General features: G+C 32.6%; 16 protein-coding genes. 7 read left to right on the top strand and 9 right to left on the bottom strand.

All coding sequences use genetic code 11. From position 1 onward, the window contains the following. The first annotated feature begins 14 nt into the window (after window positions 1-14). Window positions 15-410 carry a hypothetical protein gene (locus tag Q4Q34_RS13865; protein ID WP_303315857.1) on the top strand — a complete coding sequence of 132 codons (396 nt, stop codon included), beginning with the start codon at window positions 15-17 and terminating at the stop codon, window positions 408-410. Here the strand turns inward: Q4Q34_RS13865 and Q4Q34_RS13860 are convergent. Continuing rightward, window positions 407-838: a hypothetical protein gene (locus Q4Q34_RS13860; protein ID WP_303315859.1), complete on the bottom strand. Its 432-nt coding sequence runs from the start codon at window positions 836-838 to the stop codon at window positions 407-409. The two genes, Q4Q34_RS13865 and Q4Q34_RS13860, sit on opposite strands and share 4 nt — an antisense overlap. 365 nt (window positions 839-1,203) lie before the next feature. After that, window positions 1,204-4,644, bottom strand: coding sequence for a methylmalonyl-CoA mutase family protein (locus tag Q4Q34_RS13855; protein ID WP_303315861.1), 3,441 nt, complete (start codon window positions 4,642-4,644; stop codon window positions 1,204-1,206). A gap of 147 nt (window positions 4,645-4,791) precedes the next feature. On the opposite strand from Q4Q34_RS13855, the gene purU reads away from it, so the two are divergent. The 3 genes from purU (at window position 4,792) to Q4Q34_RS13840 (ending at window position 7,509) form a co-directional block, all read left to right on the top strand. Beyond that, window positions 4,792-5,646 (top strand): formyltetrahydrofolate deformylase, encoded by an 855-nt coding sequence (purU, locus tag Q4Q34_RS13850; protein WP_303315863.1) that lies wholly within the window; start codon window positions 4,792-4,794, stop codon window positions 5,644-5,646. A gap of 795 nt (window positions 5,647-6,441) precedes the next feature. After that, a complete protein-coding gene (locus Q4Q34_RS13845; protein ID WP_303315864.1) occupies window positions 6,442-7,152 on the top strand; it encodes a DUF4197 domain-containing protein in 711 nt (236 codons plus the stop codon). Window positions 7,153-7,164: 12 nt separating this feature from the next. Beyond that, the gene (locus Q4Q34_RS13840) at window positions 7,165-7,509 is read left to right on the top strand and encodes a hypothetical protein (RefSeq protein WP_303315865.1); all 345 of its coding nucleotides are present in this window, start codon (window positions 7,165-7,167) and stop codon (window positions 7,507-7,509) included. On the opposite strand, the gene Q4Q34_RS13835 is transcribed toward Q4Q34_RS13840, so the two are convergent. Next, window positions 7,506-8,012, bottom strand: coding sequence for a hypothetical protein (locus Q4Q34_RS13835; RefSeq protein ID WP_303315866.1), 507 nt, complete (start codon window positions 8,010-8,012; stop codon window positions 7,506-7,508). The genes Q4Q34_RS13840 and Q4Q34_RS13835 overlap by 4 nt on opposite strands. Before the next feature lie 283 nt (window positions 8,013-8,295). Here Q4Q34_RS13835 and Q4Q34_RS13830 point away from each other — a divergent pair, with 283 nt between their 5' ends. After that, the gene (locus tag Q4Q34_RS13830; RefSeq protein ID WP_303315867.1) at window positions 8,296-8,496 is read left to right on the top strand and encodes a Lacal_2735 family protein; all 201 of its coding nucleotides are present in this window, start codon (window positions 8,296-8,298) and stop codon (window positions 8,494-8,496) included. A 75-nt stretch (window positions 8,497-8,571) separates the two neighbouring features. After that, on the top strand, window positions 8,572-8,718 hold the full coding sequence (locus Q4Q34_RS13825; protein ID WP_211344271.1) for a hypothetical protein: 147 nt from the start codon (window positions 8,572-8,574) through the stop codon (window positions 8,716-8,718). Here Q4Q34_RS13825 and Q4Q34_RS13820 read toward each other — a convergent pair. The 3 genes from Q4Q34_RS13820 to prfA all read right to left on the bottom strand — a co-directional run bounded on the left by Q4Q34_RS13820 (window position 8,678) and on the right by prfA (window position 11,495). Further along, window positions 8,678-9,487, bottom strand: a complete 810-nt coding sequence (locus Q4Q34_RS13820) for an ABC transporter substrate-binding protein (RefSeq protein ID WP_303315869.1) — start codon at window positions 9,485-9,487, stop codon at window positions 8,678-8,680. The genes Q4Q34_RS13825 and Q4Q34_RS13820 overlap by 41 nt on opposite strands. 17 nt (window positions 9,488-9,504) lie before the next feature. Beyond that, complete coding sequence (gene pyrF, locus Q4Q34_RS13815; protein ID WP_303315870.1) at window positions 9,505-10,320, bottom strand: orotidine-5'-phosphate decarboxylase; 816 nt, start codon at window positions 10,318-10,320, stop codon at window positions 9,505-9,507. Between the two features lie 98 nt (window positions 10,321-10,418). Further along, window positions 10,419-11,495: a peptide chain release factor 1 gene (prfA, locus tag Q4Q34_RS13810; protein ID WP_303315871.1), complete on the bottom strand. Its 1,077-nt coding sequence runs from the start codon at window positions 11,493-11,495 to the stop codon at window positions 10,419-10,421. A gap of 404 nt (window positions 11,496-11,899) precedes the next feature. Between prfA and Q4Q34_RS13805 the strand changes: the two genes are divergently transcribed. Next, entirely contained in the window at window positions 11,900-12,562 is a 663-nt protein-coding gene (locus tag Q4Q34_RS13805) for an ATP-binding cassette domain-containing protein (protein ID WP_303315872.1), read from the top strand. Window positions 12,563-12,917: 355 nt separating this feature from the next. Here Q4Q34_RS13805 and Q4Q34_RS13800 read toward each other — a convergent pair whose 3' ends face one another. The 3 genes from Q4Q34_RS13800 to Q4Q34_RS13790 form a co-directional block, all read right to left on the bottom strand. Next, window positions 12,918-15,473 carry an adenosylcobalamin-dependent ribonucleoside-diphosphate reductase gene (locus Q4Q34_RS13800; protein ID WP_303315873.1) on the bottom strand — a complete coding sequence of 852 codons (2,556 nt, stop codon included), beginning with the start codon at window positions 15,471-15,473 and terminating at the stop codon, window positions 12,918-12,920. Window positions 15,474-16,086: 613 nt separating this feature from the next. After that, window positions 16,087-16,911 (bottom strand): carboxylesterase family protein, encoded by an 825-nt coding sequence (locus Q4Q34_RS13795; RefSeq protein ID WP_303315874.1) that lies wholly within the window; start codon window positions 16,909-16,911, stop codon window positions 16,087-16,089. A 195-nt stretch (window positions 16,912-17,106) separates the two neighbouring features. Continuing rightward, on the bottom strand, window positions 17,107-18,066 hold the full coding sequence (locus Q4Q34_RS13790) for a DUF3078 domain-containing protein (protein ID WP_303315875.1): 960 nt from the start codon (window positions 18,064-18,066) through the stop codon (window positions 17,107-17,109). Window positions 18,067-18,083: the final 17 nt, after the last annotated feature.

Raw genomic sequence — 18,083 nt, 5'->3', positions numbered from 1 at the left:
AAGAGAAAAAGAATATGTCATCTAATACCCCATTAAATCTATCGGAATTACCGATTTATAAAAAAGCTGTTGAGATTTTCACGCTTTCTCAAAATATTTCCTCATATCTAAATCACGATTTAGCTGTTCTAAAAAGTGATGGCACAGAAGATTCTAGTATTTATTTTTCAGGAGATATTGTGCAACAATCTGTATCATTAGCTCCAGAAATTTTGAATGCAGAATTAGAGCGTTATTCAGAAAGAAAGTACAAGCATATAGCTTCCCTTAAACGCCTTACTAATATGCTCTATAAAAACTCATATCGTTTAGAGCGCTCAAACAGTAACGGAAAAGACTTTCTGCCTATTTTGCGCAGCGAGTTGAAAAAATTCAAAAAACTACAGCGTACTTGGTTGTTAACGCTTTAATCAGTTAATTTTATAAACTTTTGCCCACAAGGTTCTATACATAAGTACCAAAGTATTAAGTTGGCTTCTTCTATTTTATAAAACACTTTAGGTTCAACAAAATTAGAATCGCAATCATTAGGTATAATTTCTCCATCGCTAAAATCATTTCCAGAAACAGCGGAATAAGTACCTGAACTTTCATCACCAACCTGAGAGCTCATATAACATAAAATACCATTTATTGTTACTGTACCATTGCTAAAAAATTCAATAGTTCTATTACTGACTATTGGATTAAATACCCCGCTTCCATCTCCTGGGTCCGAAAGCTGTTCGATTAATTTCCATTTACCAAGTAATTCCGAGTCTTCTTCTTTTGGTTTGCTATCATCTGAAGTGCAACTTATTAACACTAAGGAAAGAAAAATTAAAATACCACTTTTCATTGTATAGATTTTTAAGGTTTTATCTTTAAGATGATTAATTTCGAAAATGGTTGCGTTAATTAATATGATTTACATGATCATTTAGTATTAAACAACTAGCTCGCTTTTGCTTTGATAAAAAGAGGGTACTAAGTTTATGGTTTCCTTTAATGAGATCCCTCGACTGCGCGCGGGCAATGTCATTAAGTTAAGGGAATTTATTTTATTTTGTCACGTTGAGCGCAGTCGAAACGCTATTGAAAGTAAGAGGTTTAAATGTCTTCGACTGCGCTCAGACTGACACCTTTGTCCTTAACTTAATGACATTGTGAGCGCGGGATAAGCGATTCACACACTTTTTGCTGTCGCAAAAAGTGGTTCTCTGCTTACATATTTCGTCGATACTGTCCCCCTACTTCAAATAACGCACTCGTTATTTCTCCTAAAGAACATACTTTACAAACTTCCATTAATACTTCAAAAATATTTTCGTTGTTAATAGCTTTCGTTTGCAATTCTTTTAATAACGCTTTTGTATCGTTTGCTTTATGAAGGTTTTCTAAAGTTTTTATTTGGAATTGCTTTTCTTCTTCTGTCGCACGAATGACTTCTTTTGGAAGTACTGTTGGCGATCCTTTAGAACTTAAAAATGTATTCACCCCCACTATCGGGAAATCACCATTATGCTTTAAAGTTTCATAATACAAACTTTCTTCTTGAATTTTACTACGTTGATACATGGTTTCCATCGCTCCTAATACACCACCACGCTCAGTTATTCTATCAAATTCAAGCAATACAGCTTCCTCTACTAAATCGGTTAACTCTTCAATAATAAAAGATCCTTGAATTGGGTTTTCATTCTTAGCTAATCCTAATTCTTTATTTATGATAAGCTGAATGGCCATAGCACGACGTACTGATTCTTCGGTTGGAGTAGTAATCGCTTCATCATAGGCATTTGTATGTAACGAATTACAATTATCGTAGATAGCATACAATGCCTGCAAAGTTGTACGAATATCATTAAAGTCTATTTCTTGAGCATGTAAACTGCGCCCTGATGTTTGAATATGATACTTAAGCATTTGGGCTCTAGTATTAGCCCCATATTTATGCTTCATCGCTTTCGCCCAAATTTTTCTGGCAACACGTCCAATGACAGCATATTCTGGATCGATACCATTAGAAAAAAAGAACGATAGGTTCGGACCAAATTTATTAATATCCATACCTCGACTTAAGTAATACTCTACATAAGTAAACCCATTGGAAAGTGTTAAGGCTAACTGTGTAATAGGGTTGGCTCCTGCTTCGGCAATATGATAGCCAGATATAGAAACCGAATAAAAATTACGAACATTATTTTCAATAAAATACTCTTGAACATCACCCATTAATCGCAATGCAAATTCGGTTGAAAAAATACAGGTGTTTTGGGCTTGATCTTCCTTTAAAATGTCCGCTTGGACTGTTCCTCTAACTTGAGATATCGTTTTAACTTTAATATCATTATAAATGTCTAAGGGCAAGACCTGATCTCCTGTAACACCTAATAGCATCAATCCTAAACCGTTATTTCCTTCTGGTAATTCTCCGTTATATTTCGGTCGCTCTTTTCCTTTATATATAACAGCAATTTTAGCTTCTATTTCTTTTTCTAGACCTTTTTCTTTTATGTATATTTCACATTGCTGATCTATGGCGGCATTTATAAAAAAGCCTAATAGCATAGGAGCTGGACCATTAATAGTCATACTCACAGAAGTCATAACGTCTGCTAAATTGAACCCGGAATACAGTTTTTTAGCATCATCTAAACAACAAACTGAAACGCCTGCATTTCCAATTTTCCCGTAAATATCTGGACGGTAATCCGGATCGTTACCATAAAGTGTTACACTATCAAATGCGGTTGACAAGCGTTTGGCTGGCAATCCCATACTTACATAATGAAAACGGCGGTTGGTACGTTCTGGTCCTCCTTCTCCTGCAAACATACGAGCCGGATCTTCTCCTGTTCTTTTAAATGGATACAAGCCAGATGCAAAAGGAAATTCTCCCGGAACATTTTCTTGTAAACACCAACGCAATATATCTCCCCATGCTTGGTATTTAGGTAATGCCACTTTAGGAATTTGAGTATGTGACAAAGACTCTGTATGTGTTTTAATTTTTATTTCTTTATCTCGAACTTTAAATGAATAGATTGGATTTTTATATGTATTTACTTTTTCATTCCAACCGATAATAACTTCCCAGTTATAGGGATCTAAATTTAGTTTTACTCTATCGAATTCCTTTACTAATAAACCTAAAAATAGTTTATCACTGTCATTCTGAGCTTGTCGAAGAATCTCTTCATGATTTAATCCAAGCTTTCCTATAAGAGACCTTTCGACTGCGCCCAAGGTGACATTCGTAACCGAACAAATCGTTTTATATATTCCATAAAGCTTTTGAGCGACTTCAACCTGATTATTTGCTTTTTGGTCGTAAGCCCGATTTGTTTCTGCTATTTCAGATAAATAGCGCGTTCTTGAAGGCGGAATGACAAAAATCTTCTCGCTCATTTCATCAGAAATAGTAAATGTTGATTTCAAATCTGCTTCTGCTTTTTCTACCAACATATCTATAACAGCTTTATAAAGCGTGTTCATTCCCGGATCGTTAAATTGAGAAGCTATCGTACCAAAAACTGGTAATTGCTCTTGAGGTACATCCCAAAGATTATTATTACGCATATATTGCTTTTTAACATCACGTAAAGCATCTAAGGCTCCTCGTTTATCAAATTTATTGATAGCAACTAAATCTGCAAAATCAAGCATATCGATTTTCTCTAACTGCGTTGCTGCTCCAAATTCGGGAGTCATTACATACAATGACACATCGGAATGTTCTATAATTTCAGTATCAGATTGTCCAATACCTGATGTTTCTAAAATAATTAAATCATATTCAGCGGCTTTTAAAACTTCGACGGCTTCATTTACATATTTAGATAATGCCAAATTAGATTGACGTGTTGCTAAACTACGCATGTAAACACGAGGTGAGTTAATAGCATTCATACGAATTCGATCTCCTAACAAAGCACCTCCCGTTTTTCGTTTTGAGGGGTCAACCGAAACAATGCCAATCGTCTTTTCTGGAAAGTCAATTAGAAATCGTCTAACCAACTCATCAACTAAACTAGACTTTCCCGCTCCACCGGTTCCAGTAATACCCAAAACTGGGGTTTTAGAATTCTTATTTTTAATATGTATTTTATCTAAAGTGTCTTTAGCTACTTCTGGAAAATTCTCGGCAGAAGATATAATACGGGCTATTGATTTTGGAAGCTTTTCTTTTATGGTATCGATTTCTCCATTTAAAGTATCTCCAATTGCAAAATCTGATTGCTTAACCAAATCATTAATCATGCCTTGTAATCCCATTTCACGCCCATCATCAGGAGAATAAATACGAGTAATCCCATGATCCATCAAATCCCTAATCTCTGAAGGCAAGATTACACCTCCGCCTCCGCCAAAAATCTTGATATGACCAGCACCTTTTTCTTTTAATAAATCATACATGTATTTAAAATACTCATTATGACCTCCCTGATATGAAGTTAAACAAATAGCATTCACATCTTCTTGAATAGCTGTATTTACAACCTCTTCCACACTTCTATCATGCCCTAAGTGAATCACTTCAACACCTGTAGCTTGAATAATTCGACGCATGATGTTTATGGAAGCATCATGCCCATCAAACAATGATGCTGCTGTTACTATTCGTACTTTATGTTTAGGCTTATATGGTGCTTGTTGTTTCATTCGTAAAGAATCTTAGTTTTAAGTATCGCAATTTATGAAATATTCAAAAAAATAAGCCATTCACGTAAGATTATCTAAAATTATTATACTGATTATTTCTTATCTATTTTTTAGATTAATTTTGACGACTAATCGATTTTGAATCTCATGAATAAGATTACGCTTTTAATCCATTGTAAAGACCGTTCCAATATCATTGCTTCTGTAACGAATTTTGTTGCCAAAGAAGGGGGCAATATTGTTTATATAGATCAGCATGTAGATAGAGAACAGGATATCTTTTTCATGCGTTTAGAAAGTGAATTCACGATAGACTCCTTTACGACAGCTGGTTTTAAAGAATTGTTTAAAAACACTTTAGCTAGCGAGTTTGGTATGAAATGGCGTATTTACTCTTTGGAGGTTAAGCCTAAAATGGCTTTATTTATTTCTAAATATGATCATTGCTTATACGATTTATTAGGACGCTATAATTCGGAAGAACTTAATTTAGAAATTCCTTTCATCATAAGTAACCATTTAGATCTAAAACCTATTGCTGATAATTTTAAAATTCCGTTTCATCATATTCCAGTTACTAAAGACACAAAAAATGAAGCCGAGAGTAAACAACTAGAATTATTAGAGAAACACAACATAGATTTTATCGTTTTAGCGAGGTACATGCAAATTGTTTCCGGAAAACTTATAAATAAGTACCCTAATAAAATAATTAACATTCATCATTCTTTTCTTCCTGCATTTGTGGGTGCAAAACCATATCATTCGGCATATAAGCGCGGTGTTAAAATTATTGGAGCTACAAGTCATTATGTAACGGAAGAACTTGATGCTGGTCCGATAATTGAACAAGATGTAGCGCATGTATCTCATACACATTCCATACAAGATTTAATAGCAAAAGGACGGGATTTAGAAAAAATTGTTCTAGCTAATGCTGTTAAATTGCATACAGATAGAAAGGTCATGGTTTACAATAATAAAACGGTGATTTTTTATTGAACTCATCTTGACTTTTTCTATTTCCTAAAAAATGGCTAAAATTCGCCCATATTTTGTTACTTTTTTTATGCTTAGCACTGCTATGCCTTGTAAAAAAAGCCGCATCTGAACAAATGTTATCTCATTTTCGGTTAAAAACAAAAAGTCAAGATGGGTTCATTAAAAAAATTATTTTTCCACACGCAGTAAACAACTGATTGTCAAAATTCTTGACGCATACTCTATATATTTAACGTGAGTTCGATACAACTTTAGTTTTATTTAAATGAAAATCGGTCAATTATATTCAAATGTCAGGTTGAGTACTTCGGCTATAGTTTATACTGAGCGCAGTCGAAGTACTCAGTATAAACTAAAGTCGAAACCTAATTAAAACAACTGAATTTTTAAAAGGACTGCGCTCAAGGTGACAAGCTTTATTTTATTGAGCTTTTGTCTATTTTTTTATAAATTTTATGTCGAACTCACGATATTTAAATTAATATTTAGCACTTTTTTTTATAAAGTTGTGACTTTTCTTTTCCCTTCGGGTCTCAACAAATAAGGTTTAAGATAATAAAGCCCATAATTGTAGTATAAGTTTTAGACGAAACACTAGTGGGATTATTTAGTTTGCACGAAAGACACCTTACTCCCAAGGTGTCTTTTTATTGTTTTTTCTTAAAGCTTATCTTTTATAAGGCCAAATCTCGAGGAAATGGTTTTTAATGTACCCTTAAAAACATATTTAACATAAATTAGAAATGGTTTAACATCTAAAACATATATTTGTTAAACATATAAAACCCAAAAAATATGATTCGTAAATTTTTAGCAGTCGTGTTAATTTTTAACCTTACTGCCTGTGCAGAGTTACAACAAGTTGTTAATCAATTACCACAAGGTGGCGGCGGTATTATTGGCAATACGGAAATTGCTTCTGGATTAAGACAAGCTTTGGATTTTGGAATAGACAAACAAGTGACAAAACTGACGCAAACTGATGGTTTTTTTAAAAATGAATTAGTAAAAATTGTTTTACCACAAGAATTACATAAAGTGGATAAAGCACTTAGAGATGTTGGTTTAAGTAAATTAGCAGATGAAGGTTTAAAAGTGCTTAACAGAGCTGCTGAAGATGCCGTAAAAGAAGCCACACCCATTTTTGTTGATGCTGTTAAAGGTATCACATTTGCAGACGCTAAAAATATTTTACTTGGAAAAAATGATGCTGCTACTCGATATTTGAATAGCAAAACCCAAACAGCATTATATAATAAATTTAGTCCGGTTATAAATAATTCATTTAGTAAAGTTGGAGCAGATAAAATCTGGAGCAACCTAATTAACAAGTACAATAACCTTCCTTTTACAAATAATGTGAACCCAGATTTAACAGACTATGTTACCGGTGAAGCTTTAAAAGGTGTGTTTACTATGATTGCTATTGAAGAAAACGAAATTCGAACTAAACTGTCTTCCAGAACAACAGATTTATTGAAAAAGGTTTTTGCTTTGCAGGATTAATTCGTTTTTTTTATGGATTTAAATAGAGTTCGTAAACTTTCCGATGAGCAGTTAATAGAATTATACAGAAATCCTAACATTGATAATGAAATCAAAGAATCTTTATTAAAAGAGATTAAGTTAAGAGAACTAAAAAACTTAAAATCTGAAATATCACAAAAAGAAGTCGAATTCACTGAATACGAAAAACTCAAGCTAATATTCTTGCCTTTTTTATACCGATATCACCAAAAAATAATGTTTAAGAAATCGTGGTCCAGAAAACGTGACAAACAATTTTGGAATTATATTACAACAGGAATAATTTTATACACTTTTCTCTTATTAATTGGTTTATTATTTAGGAACCACCCTTAATTAGATTTTTTATACAATCCATCAAAGACCACACTAATATCTTTGTTGCTGGTAATGGTTTCCCAATATTGCCTTACGGAACCATCGTCATTTAAAGTCCAGGTTATACGATGATAAAAAGGCTTACCTTCTTTATTATCCGCAATATCTGTTTTTAAGATCATCTGATTAGCAACTCTATGTCCTTTTAAATGTAAACTTCCTCCCTGATTATCAATCCAAATTTGTTCCCATTGTTTTGTAACATTATTATAGAAATTGTTACTCGTTCCTGTAAATGTTCCTTGAGCACTTGTCCAGTTTTCCCTTAAAATACAATTGTCTTGGATTTTATCAATCACATTTTTTCCTACAACCTTTCCATCTGTATTGGTTACAGTCCATCTCCCTAACCAAAAATTAAACTCGTTATGCTTTTCATCACAACATTTACAAGTAACATCTTGAGCATAATTGGAAAATGAAAAAAATAAGATAAAAAATGCTCTTATAAAAAGCCTCATAATTAACAATTTTAGTTAGTCATATAAAATTATTGATTTTTTTATTAAGGCTACCTTAAATACTGAGTTAAATACAAGTTTTAAATAATAGGCTTAAAAACCTAAAGCCTATTATTATAACAACTTTAACCGAAACTCAGTACCAAATTGATAAATTTATTTCGATTAACAAATGTTTATAATCACTTAAAAATGAATACTTTTTAAAGAAATAATCCGAATTTTTCTTTCAATTTCTTAATAAAAAATGTATATTTAGTTACTTTCTATTTCGTGAGGGAACATGAAAAAAATAGACGACATAAAAACGCATCAAAGTAAGCTCAATAAACGCTATAAAGAACTTATTGAGCAGGCTTATAATTTTCGTCAAACAGATTCTGCTTTAAGTGATATTTCTGAATATCGAGCTATCAAATTACTTGATAAACTTAACAAGTTAAAATACTTGTCCAGAGAATCACTCTCACAAACTTCTGCATAAAATTTATTTAGCAATTTTTTAACTTTCTTATTACATCTAAAACACGCTATTTCACGTACTTTATATAAAAAAGTTATGAGTACACATTTTTGTAGAGTTGGTAAAATAAAACCAAACTTAAACAAGCTAATAAGCTTAAAAGAATTAGAAACTAAAATAGCAAACTTTGTAGATGATACTACTAAGATTGATTATTCTCAAGATTTAGGCGCAAGCTTTTAAAATATTTAAAAGCCTTAGCTAACCTGGAACCATACCAAGAAAACATTTCACCGTCTGTTAATATAATAGTGGCGTCAGGATAAAATTCTTGGATATCCTTTCTGTGCTTTTCTTTAAATGGGTAAGGCTCGCTAGACAGAAGCACAATATCTACATCTTTATTTATAGTTGATTCGCTAAGTTCAATTTCTGGATAACGAATCTCATTTTCAAAAACATTTTCAAACTTATTAAGCTTCAACAAATAATTAATGAACGTATTATTTGCAGCTATTATCCACGGATCTTTCCATATAAAATAAACCGCTTTTAATGTGGGTTTATTTTTAATAAATGTATTAAACGCCTCTACCTCTTTTTTTATACTTTTTACTATAGCTAAAGCTCTTTTTGATTTATTAAAAATCTCACCATATTGATGAATTAATTCTAAACTATCATCAATTGTAAAAATATCAGAGACATGTACATTACAAATAGCTTCACAAGCTTCTACAATGGTTTTGGTGTTTTCTTCTTTGTTACAAAGAATAATATCTGGCCTAAGGGCTTTAATTTCATCTAAGTGAATTTGCTTTGTTCCTCCAACAACAGCAACATCTGTTCGAATATGATGCGGATGCACACAAAATTTAGTAACACCCATAAGCGAGCTTTCTAAGCCTAAATCATATAGTAATTCGGTTTGACTTGGTACTAAAGAAACGATACGTTTTGGTGTTTCTTTTATATGAAGGATTCTATCGAGCTGGTCTTTGAGATGTTTCACTTCGTTTAGAATAACAACTAATTATTTAAAATAATCGCCATTTCTTGCTGAAGTTCTTTTGCTTTTAAAGCTGCTGCTTTAGCAAAATCATCTTCATTTGAAGCATAAATAATTCCTCGAGAAGAATTAATAAGCAGCCCTATGTTATCGCTCATTCCATATTTACAAACATCTTGTAAATTACCACCTTGCGCACCAACTCCGGGTACTAACAAAAAACTATCTGGAATAATTTGTCTAATATCTGCTAAATACTCTGCTTTGGTGGCTCCCACTACATACATTAAATTCTCTGAATGCTCCCAAGTCTTCGAAGTTTCTAAAACTTGTTTATATAGTTCTTTTCCATCAACCATTTTTGTTTGAAAATCAAATGCGCCCTGATTGGATGTTAGAGCTAAAAGTATGGTATGTTTATTTTCAAAAGCTAAAAAAGGCTCTATGGAATCTTTCCCCATATAAGGAGCAACGGTAACAGAATCGAACGCTAAATCTTCAAAAAAAGCTTTGGCGTACATGGTACTGGTATTGCCAATATCGCCTCGTTTGGCATCTGCAATAGTAAAAATATCTGGATGCTTTTCATTTAAATAATTAATCGTTTTTTCTAAAGCCTTCCACCCCTTTAAACCATACGCCTCATAAAATGCTGTATTAGGTTTATAGGCAACACATAAATGATGAGTTGCATCAATAATCGCTTTATTGAAAGCAAAAATAGGGTCTTCTTCTTTTAAAAGGTGTGGTGGTATTTTATTTAAATCAACATCTAATCCTATGCATAAAAAGGATTTCTTTTTTTCGATTTCCTGTACGAGTTGGTTTGTTGTCACATTAATCTGTTTTGTCATTCCTGCGAAGGCAGGGATCTTTTAAATTGAAACTTAATCACGATAAAGTGAATTCCTGCCTTCGCAGGAATGACAGATATCTAGATCACATCATCATTAGCCTTCAACTTCTCAGTGTTTTCAGCTAACATTAATTCATCTATGATCTTTTGGATATCTCCATTTACAATATTGCTTAAATCGTAAAGTGTTAAACCTATTCTATGATCAGTTACACGACCTTGCGGATAATTATACGTTCTAATCTTAGCACTTCTATCACCAGAAGACACCATACTACCACGCTTCGCCGCATCTTCTTCCTGCTTCTTCGCCAATTCTAAATCGTATAAACGAGAACGTAATACTTTAAAAGCTTTCTCTTTATTTTTATGCTGGGATTTCTGGTCCTGACATTGCGCCACCAATCCTGTTGGAATATGTGTTAAACGTACTGCGGAATACGTTGTATTTACAGATTGCCCTCCTGGTCCTGACGAACAGAAAAAGTCTATTCTCACTTCTTTAGGATTAATTTCTACATCAAACTCTTCTGCCTCTGGAAATACCATCACGGTTGCGGCACTAGTATGTACACGTCCTTGAGTCTCTGTTTGCGGCACACGTTGTACACGATGCACACCTGCTTCAAACTTTAAAGTTCCATAAACATCTTCGCCACTAACTTCAAATTGAATTTCTTTAAAGCCTCCATTAGTCCCTTCACTAAAATCTACAGTATCTACGCGCCACCCTCTACTTTCACAGTATTTCGTATACATTCTAAATAAATCTCCTGCAAAAATACTGGCTTCGTCACCACCTGTACCAGCACGTAATTCAACTACAGCATTTTTAGCATCTTCTGGGTCTTTAGGTATTAAAAGAACTTTTATTTCTTCTTCCAACTTAGGAATTCCTTCTTTAGCTTCGTCATACTGCATTTTAGCCATTTCTACCATCTCTTCGTCGCTACCATCTGCAATAATAGATTCTGCTTCCTTCAAATTGTCTGTAAGCTCTATATATAATTCCCGCTTATCCATAAGAATTCGCAAGTCTTTATATTCTCTATTAAGTTCTACATAGCGCTTTTGATCTGTAATTATATCGGGTTGAATAATTAAATCGCTAACTTCATCAAAACGCTGTTTTACTATTTGTAATTTCTCTAACATCTACCTTTTTAATTGGGAATCAAAAATACGATAATTTATGAATTTTAAGCACCAATATACCTGCCTATTAATCATTAGACTAGAATAATATTCAACTTCTACCGTTTCTAATCATATATCATGAATCAATTATTTTCCATATTCGTTTTTTACAGGTCTTTTATTTTTTGGTCTTTTGGCTTAAATATCATTTTTTCATTTTTAAAATATGACATACTCCCCATTCTTATTGCAAAACTATTATTAGTCATTTTTTTATGGTTTTTTATAAATGAAACCCATGCCAAACGAAAACTAATATTTTACAAAAACTTAGGGATCTCTCCTTTCAAATTATTTGCTCTATTATATGTTATTGATATGTTTTTAAGTATTCCATTTCTTTTACTTATTAAAGAGTTTGTATGATTATAGAGATTGATAATGTTGAACTTTATTTCAATAACAAATCTGTTTTAAACGGTGTTTATTTAAAAGCCGAAATAGGAAAAATTACGGGTATTTTGGGAAGTAATGGCTGTGGAAAGAGTTGTCTTTTAAATATTGCTTTTGGTAATTTAAAGGCCAAATATAGCTTGATAAGAATTAATAATACCCCTATTTTAAAACCACTATATCTAACAAAATTAGTTAGTTATTTACCCCAGCATCATTTTATTCCTAATAAAATGATGATTAAGACTACTTTTAAACTTTTTAAGGTAGACTGGGATATTTTTACTAATACATTTGAAACTCTAACCCCTTATAAAAACTTTTATTTCAAAAAATTATCTGGAGGGGAGCGCAGGGTTATAGAAATTTATCTTACTTTAAAATGCCCAAGAAAAATAGTGTTTTTAGACGAGCCTTTCTCTCATGTAGCTCCTTTATATATTGAAAAAATAAAAGCCCTTATTGAAGAAGAAAAGCAGAAAAAAGCCATCATCATCACAGATCATATGTACGAACACATTATATCTATTTCTGATACTATATATCTTTTAAAAAATGGTTGTACAAAACTAATTGAAAACGTAAAAGAACTGGAAGATTATAAATATTTAAGTATTGGTACTTTGAATTAAGTAAAAGAAAGGAGCTTATTTTTGTCCGTTCGAGCGCAATCGAGATCACTAAACATGAAGATTTCGACTGCGCTCCAGACATTCCAATATTTACCTTTTAGATGACCTTCTTTACTAATTTACCGAGTTTGACATATTAAAAACTGACAGTCATCTGTTTAACTATTTTAATAAAGAAACTATGTCATTCCGAACAAGGAACGAGGAGGAATCCCATTCTTATGAGATTTCTCGAAAGTTTATCTTGAGCGAAGTCGAAAGGCTCATACTTCACTCTGTCGAAATGACAAACACTTAAAAATCATTGATTTAATATTTTTTTTATAAAAAAATTAAATCGATTGACCTTAATTTATTAACCACATTTAGAAGATCCACAATCTTTACAGGTTAAACAACCTTCCTGATATATTAAGTTTCCAGATTTACAAGAATCACATTTCTGTCCTTTTGCCTCTGTACCATCTGCCACATAACGCTTTAAGGCACGTCCCACACCATTTTTCCATGTATTAATAGATTCGCTATCTAATTGCAAACTATTAATTAAATCAACAATTTTATCGATAGGCATGCCATGACGAAGTGTACTGGAAATAAGTTTAGCATAGTTCCAAAATTCCGGATTAAACTTATGCGATAAGCCTTCTATTGTAGTCTTATAACCTCTTTTATTTTCATATTGAAAATCGTAACGAGACGTGCCATTTTCATTTCTGTTCTTTATTATTAATCCATTGTTTACCCAGCGAGGAATTAAAATACCATCTTCATCATCGGTTAACCCTGTAAAAATCTCATAAGGTTTCTCATCAATAATACCTATAAAGGCAATCCATTTTTCTTTATTGTTTTGAAAACGGACCACATCAGCTTCTAATATTTGAGGCCGTTTTACAGGAAATGCTGTTAGTAAATCTTTAGATTCCTCTTCCTTTTTATCATCATTAGAAATTAGTACCCCAGACCGAGAACCATCTCTATAAACGGTTACCCCTTTACAGCCAACCTCCCATGCTTTTAAATATAAGTCGCCTACTAAATCTTCAGAAACATCATTAGGCAAATTAATAGTTACACTTATAGAATGATCTACCCATTTCTGAATAGCGCCTTGCATACTCACTTTACTTAGCCAATCGACATCATTTGAAGTTGCTTTATAATACGGAGATTGCTTCACTAGATCATCTAACTCTTCCTGAGAGAAATTTTTAGAGGTATCAATACCATTAACTTCCATCCATTGTTTAAACCTGTGATGAAAAACAACATATTCTTCCCAAGAATCACCAACTTCATCAACAAAATCTACACGTGCATCTTTATCGCTTGGATTTACCTTCCTTCTACGTTTATAAACTGGTAAAAACACAGGTTCTATTCCAGATGTTGTTTGCGTCATTAAACTTGTTGTACCCGTTGGAGCTATGGTAAGTAATGCGATATTGCGTCTACCATATTCTAGCATTTCATAATACAGCTTACTATCTGCTTCTTTTAAACGTTGTATAAAGGGATTGTTTTTTTCGCGCTCTGCATCAAAAATAGAAAAAGAGCCTCGCTCTTTTGCTAAGTGTACAGATGCCCTATAAGCTTCTATACCAATTGTTTTATGGACTTTTAATGAAAAGGCATTCCCTGCTTCACTACCATATTGAATCCCCAAAGCCGCTAACATATCACCTTCTGCTGTTATACCAATACCTGTTCTGCGTCCTTCTTCTGCTTTTCGCTTTATATTAATCCATAAATTACGTTCGGTAGCCTTAACTTCATCTAACTCTGGATCTTCATCTATTTTCTTTAAAATTGCGTCTATTTTTTCTAATTCTAAATCGATTATATCATCCATAATACGTTGCGCAGCAACAATATGTTTTTTGAATAAAGTGAAATTAAACTTAGCTTGTTTGGTAAAAGGATTCTTTACATAAGAAAACAAATTAATAGCCAATAATCTACAAGAATCATAAGGGCATAAAGGAATCTCTCCACATGGGTTTGTAGACACTGTTTTATAGCCCAAATCGGCATAACAATCCGGAATGGATTCATTTATAATAGTATCCCAAAATAAAATTCCTGGTTCGGCTGACTTCCAGGCATTATGAACAATTTTTTTCCATAAATCATTTGCTTTTATTGTTTTGGAAACTTTAGGGTTTTTACTGAATACTGGGTATTTCTGAGTATAATCGGTTCCGTTTTTAACCGCTTCCATAAACTCATTATCCATCCTAACCGACACATTTGCTCCTGTGACTTTACCCTGCTCTAATTTTGCATCAATAAAGTCTTCTGAATCTGGGTGGTTAATAGAAACAGAAAGCATTAATGCACCTCTTCTTCCATCCTGCGCAACTTCTCTTGTAGAATTAGAATAGCGTTCCATAAAAGGAACAATACCTGTAGACGTTAATGCAGAGTTTTTAACTGAAGAACCTTTTGGGCGAATATGAGACAAATCGTGACCTACACCTCCTCTACGCTTCATAAGCTGAACTTGTTCTTGGTCAATTTTCATGATACCTCCGTATGAATCTGATTCTCCTGAATTACCAATTACAAAACAATTAGAAAGTGATGCGATTTGAAATGGATTGCCTATACCTGCCATTGGACTACCTTGAGGCACTATGTATTTAAAATCTTTAATTAAATTAAAAATATCGTCAGCAGATAATGGGTTTACATATTTTTTTTCAACTCTTGCCAGTTCTTTAGCAATTCTAAAATGCATGTCATTTGGGGTTAACTCATAAATATTGCCTTGAGAATCTTTAAGGGCATATTTATTTAACCATACGCGAGCCGCTAAATCATCATTATTAAAATACTTTAATGTGGCATTGAAAGCCTGATCTTGTGTGTAAGTTTTTGGTGGAGTTTTTGTGACGTTGTCATTCATTAGTAAGTTGTATTTTGGATTATTTAATTAGAGTATAAATAAACTAAAAGTACACAACTTAAAACATGACAAAAATCATAAAGCTTACAAACAATCACATATTAAATACTGATTATGAGTATTTTAAATATTTATCAACATTAAAAAGTTAACAAATTTTTCAAACACAAATTACGGAAAGTATTTTCAAACTTCATATTTGAATTGGTTAATAAGATACGGATAATACACCTGAATTAATTATTAAACCGTTTGGCACAATAAGATAAAGTTTGGAGGGAAGTTTAAAAATAGGATAATTAAACTAACGTGAATCTTGTTTAAGAGTTCAAGATGTCACTTCGAGATTCGGGACAAAAAAAAATTATCAAGCGGATGAAATGACATTGTTGCTTTGTCATTCCTCCGAAGGCAGGAATCCACTTGATAAGGCGAAAGTTACACATTGAAAAATTAAGGCCTATAAAATAACGTCAATGGTAGTGTCCCGAACTTGCTTCGGGATGTATCGAGAAGCTTTTTTTGTCGAAAATTTATTTGTTTTCGATACGATTTTTTGCAAAAATCACTCTAACTGACATAAATTTTATTATCCAAGATTCACGTTAAACTATTATTTTCTATCAAGTTTTTGCTTAAATAACCATTCCAGTAAACCTGGTGTGTCATAGGCAAGAGGCCAGCTAATATGCCCAACATTTTCAAACTCTGTATATAATGGTCTTCCTCCTAATTTTTTAATGGATTTAATCATACGTCTTGAGTAATCAACCGATACAGCTGAATCTTCGGCTCCATGAAAAGCCCATATTGGGACATCAACAATTTTATGAGCCAATTCTGGATTGCCTCTTCCACAAATAGGAATAGCCGCTGCAAACATTTTTGGATGCGTTAAAATATAATGCCAGGTACCAAAGCCTCCCATAGATTGTCCAGTAACATATAATCTATCTACATCTACGGAATATTCGTCTTCAATGTTTTTAATAACATCAAAAACTAATGATTCTATTTGATTGATATTAGAAGATATTCCCCAATTTAAATTTGGTGGGCATTGAGGTACAAAAAGAAAACAAGGATAATTTTCTCTATTTTCAGGCTTAGACAAAATTTGAGAAGGCCAACAACCTGAAATTTGCTTTATATTATCAGTACCGCGTCCCCCACTACCGGAAAGGCATACAACTAAAGGATATTTTTTATTGGAATCATAATTTAAAGGTTTAAGTAAACGATAAACTAAAGTCTCGTTGTTATTATTGGCATAGGTTTTAGCTTCAAATTCTTTAGCAATCTCTAAAACATTTTTAGCTGCTTGCCTATGGCGCTTTATAGCCAAAAGATTATCTTCTTCGGTAGTTTGCGCTTGAGTGCTTATTATCCCTAAAACAAAAACTGTTATTAATAGAAATAGATTCTTAAACGTTTTCATATTCTAAAATTTATGATTTTAATATCTGTAATATAAACAATTACAAGTCTTTGGGAGCGTTTGTCTTATTCTATTTCTGAAGACTATGACAAGACCTTACATTTTATGAACCATTGCATAAACGGGTTCATAATGTTTAACCCCAATCAATTATTTCCAGGTTTCTTTACAGTACATGCTTTCTTGGTCGCAGACTTAAAAATCTACAGCAAATCCAACGCCTAAAATTTGTTTCCACTGAACTTTTGCCCCAGCTTCATCAAACTCTCCTTCAATCTCTGAAGGTTCTTTTGTTTTTACGTCATCGTCATATTTTAAATGGGAACCCAAAGTAGCTCTTATAAAATTATTCACTTTAAAATTAAAATCGATTCTCCAATCTAAGTCTACATTTCCAAAATTGTTTACATAATCAGAATACAAGCTCACTACATGCTTCATGTTTATGTTATTAGCGACTTCCATTTCGTAACTATTAGTCATTAAAATACCTACTTCTTCCCGCAAACGTTCCCCAGGCGTAATAATATTTCCATCTGCATCTAACACAGCAGGCGTAACTCCAAAAGAACCAGCATTAGCCAAATCTTCATCTAATACAAAAGTTGCTTTTAAAGTTATTGGGGAAAAATAAAATGATAATTCTTCAATATCTTTTCCGTATTCCATACCGCCACCAAAAAACAAATATCCTGGTGCCATTAATCTGGAAATCGGCACTTCTTTATTTGGGTAATTATACCCATTAGTAAGTTGTGTTTTAAAATTAAGCCTTGCTGAATAAAACCAGTTTGATAAGTTATTAGATTTATAACCAATATTGGAAGTAAGTTCGAACAAATCGTCCGTTTTTCTTAACTCCCTAGACTCTTGCTTATTTATTCCATAACGTATAGATACATCATTTCTCCATGAAAAATATTTATCTCTATAATTTGCAGAAGAATTTAATCCTAAAAGACCAGATATTGAATTACTACCACCAGAGTTCCAATTAGTAAATGAAACCTGACTTAAATCTACTGTAGCTTTATTTTTTTGAATCCATTGGGGGCTTTCTTCTTTTTTCTTCTTTTTTTGTAAAAAAAGTGAATCTGGCTGTGCAGAAATTAATTGAAAAAAGAAACAAAAAGAGACTAAGGATATGGTTTTCATGTTTTAACCTGGTTAAT

The sequence above is a fragment of the Flavivirga abyssicola genome (assembly GCF_030540775.2).
GTDB lineage: Bacteria > Bacteroidota > Bacteroidia > Flavobacteriales > Flavobacteriaceae > Flavivirga > Flavivirga abyssicola.
Note: the sequence above shows the minus strand (reverse complement) of the source record. Positions and strands in the feature narration are given on the sequence as shown.